The sequence below is a fragment of the Cupriavidus sp. 01L46 genome, from assembly GCF_056399905.1.
The window spans coordinates 1-2782 of the sequence record NZ_JBFTSF010000498.1 but is presented as its reverse complement, the minus strand read 5'-3'; the positions used below and the strand labels follow the sequence as shown (position 1 = coordinate 2782).

At 66.2% G+C, this 2782-nt stretch carries 4 protein-coding genes; 3 read left to right on the top strand and 1 reads right to left on the bottom strand.

What is annotated here, in order from left to right:
* Nucleotides 1–275: 275 nt before the first annotated feature.
* Nucleotides 276–1079: a hydroxyacylglutathione hydrolase gene (gene gloB, locus AC1DS3_RS37480; RefSeq protein ID WP_441636947.1), complete on the bottom strand. Its 804-nt coding sequence runs from the start codon at nucleotides 1077–1079 to the stop codon at nucleotides 276–278.
* Nucleotides 1080–1089: 10 nt separating this feature from the next.
* On the opposite strand from gloB, the gene AC1DS3_RS37475 reads away from it, so the two are divergent.
* The 3 genes from AC1DS3_RS37475 to AC1DS3_RS37465 form a co-directional block, all read left to right on the top strand.
* Nucleotides 1090–1881: a class I SAM-dependent methyltransferase gene (locus AC1DS3_RS37475; RefSeq protein ID WP_441636949.1), complete on the top strand. Its 792-nt coding sequence runs from the start codon at nucleotides 1090–1092 to the stop codon at nucleotides 1879–1881.
* 108 nt (nucleotides 1882–1989) lie between these two features.
* Nucleotides 1990–2427, top strand: coding sequence for a ribonuclease HI (rnhA, locus tag AC1DS3_RS37470; protein WP_150983353.1), 438 nt, complete (start codon nucleotides 1990–1992; stop codon nucleotides 2425–2427).
* 63 nt (nucleotides 2428–2490) lie between these two features.
* On the top strand, nucleotides 2491–2782 hold a 292-nt coding region (locus tag AC1DS3_RS37465), incomplete at its 3' end, for an exonuclease domain-containing protein (protein ID WP_477129230.1).

Genomic DNA, 2782 nt, shown 5'->3' with positions numbered 1-2782 from the left:
CCATCGGGCGGAGTGGGCGTGCTGGCACACGCTGCTAGCAGCGCGGCACACGCAACTACCGCCAGTAATCGACCAATTTTCATTAAGTTCTCAAATCGTGACGCTAAAAATTTGCCTGATGCTAAGAAAAAGCGGCTTTCGCGTCAATGAAATTCTCCCTGCCGCGGCACTGGGCCGAGGCCGGCAGGGACGTATCGGGTACGTGAAAAACGCCGTCCCGGCCAAGCGCGCCCAAGGCTTGCGGGCGCGCGCAAGGACGTAACGGCAAGCGGGAATCAGCGGAAATTATCTTTCCAGCCGCGCAGCGCGCCAAAGGCCGCCGCGTCATTGCCGGCCACCCCGCCGGCGTGGGCCGCCACCGCCTCGCGCACCGCGGGCACGCGCGARCGCAGGAAGGGATTGACCTCGCGCTCCTGCCCGATGGTGGTCGGCACGGTCGGTGTGCCGGCCGCGCGCAACGCTTCCACCCGTGCCTCCCAGGCTGCCAGCTCGGCATTATGCGGCTCCACCGCGCGGGCGAACCGCACATTGCTGCGGGTGTACTCGTGGGCGCAGTACACCCGGGTGGCGCCGGGCAGCGCCGCCAGCTTGTCCAGCGACGACAACATCTGCGCCGGCGAGCCCTCGAACAGGCGGCCGCAGCCGCTGGCAAACAGCGTATCGCCGCAGAAGACCGAAGGCCCTGCGCCCGGCAGGTCCGCCACGTACGCGACATGGCCGGCGGTATGGCCCGGCACGTCGAGCACCTTGAGTTGCAGCGACGGGTGCGCCACGTTCACGGTGTCGCCCTCGCGCACCGCCACGGTACGAGCGCCGATGCGCTCGCCGGCCGGGCCAATGACCGGCAACGGGGCGCCATCCGGCGCGGTGGGATGCGCCGCCAGCAACGCGGCCGCCCCGCCCTGGTGATCGCCATGGTGGTGGGTGATTACAATAGCGCCCAGCGTCAGCCCCTCGCGTGCCAGGAAGGCTTCGACCGGCGCGGCTTCGCCCGGGTCGACCACGGCGGCGCAGTGACCGTCGTGGATTGCCCAGATATAGTTATCCTGGAATGCGGGAATCGGCTCCACCTTCAACATGCGTGCTCCTATGTCCAAGCGTCCGATTATAAATTGGGAAGACTGGCTTGCCTCGCCTCCCGGGCAATACATGCTCCAGTGGGAGCAGGCGCAGTACGACCGGATCGTGGTGGATATCTTCGGCTACCACGCGGTGCAGCTCGGCCTKCCGCACATCGACACCCTGCGCGAGAACCGCATGCCGTTCTCCGCCCTGGCCCTCGCCCCCGGCAACGGACCCCACGGCCCACGGGCCCAGGCCGATTCGCGCCAGTTGCTGTGCCGCTTCGACGAACTGCCGTTCGAGACGCAAAGTATCGATCTGATCACCCTGCCCCACATCCTGGAGTTTTCGGAAGACCCGCACGAGGTGCTGCGCGAGGTGTCCCGCGTGCTGATGCCGGAAGGCCGGGTGGTGGTGACCTGCTTCAACCCCATGAGCCTGTGGGGCGCCCGCCAAGGACTCAAGCGGCTCGGCGCCGACCCCTTCCTGCCCAACGACAGCCAGTCCATCGGCTTCGTGCGCATCAAGGACTGGCTCAAACTCCTGGGTTTCGATATTATCCGCGGCCGGTTCGGCTGCTATTGCCCGCCGTACCGCACGGAGCGCTGGCTGCAGCGCGCCGCCTTCATGGAGAAGGCCGGCGACCGCTGGTGGCCGATCTTCGGTTCAGTSTATATGATCTCGGCGGTCAAGCGTGTGCGCAATATCCGCCTGGTCGGCCCCGCCTGGAAGAGCCCCAAGGCTGCGCTGTCGCCAGTCGCAGCGCCAGTGGCGACGCCCACGGGCACCCACGGCAAGTCCCCTGGCGACGAGCATTAAGCGCCATTGAGCGCCATCAAGCGCTGCCGCGCCCCAATCACCCCGGTTGGCCCCGCCTCATCGCGGTGCCACCCTTAGCTTAGCCAATACCTAATGGAACCCAGCGAAATCGAAGACGTCATTATCTATTCGGACGGCGCCTGCAAAGGCAACCCCGGGCGCGGAGGCTGGGGCGCCGTGCTGGTGTCCGGCACCAACGAGAAAGAGCTGTTCGGCGGCGAAGCCCTCACCACCAACAACCGCATGGAAATGACGGCCGTGATCGAGGCCCTGCGCGCGCTCAAGCGCCGCTGCCGGATCAAGGTCTACACCGACTCCCAATACGTGCAGAAGGGCATCGGCGAATGGCTGCCGGGCTGGAAGGCCCGCGGCTGGAAGACCGCCGACAAGAAGCCGGTAAAGAATGCCGACCTCTGGCAGGAAATGGACAAGCTCGCGCAACAGCATGACATTACCTGGCACTGGGTACGCGGCCACAACGGCCACCCCGGCAACGAACGCGCCGACGCCCTCGCCAACCGTGGCGTCGACTCGCTCAAGGGATAGAGCCGGCCCCGTACGCCTCATAGCGCCCCACACCGGCCCGACTCCCCCGCCCCACCGGTTAGAATGCCCGCCATGCGACAGATCGTTCTCGACACAGAAACCACCGGCCTGAGCGCCGCCACCGGCGACCGCCTGATTGAAATCGGCTGCGTGGAGCTGCTCAACCGCCGCCTCACGGGCAGGCATCTGCACTTCTACGTCAACCCGGAACGCGATATCGACGAAGGCGCGATCGCGGTGCACGGCATCACCGTGGACTTCCTGGCCGACAAGCCCAAGTTTGCGGAAGTGGTCAACGAGATCCGGGACTTCGTCCAGGACGCCGAGCTGATCATCCACAACGCACCCTTCGACC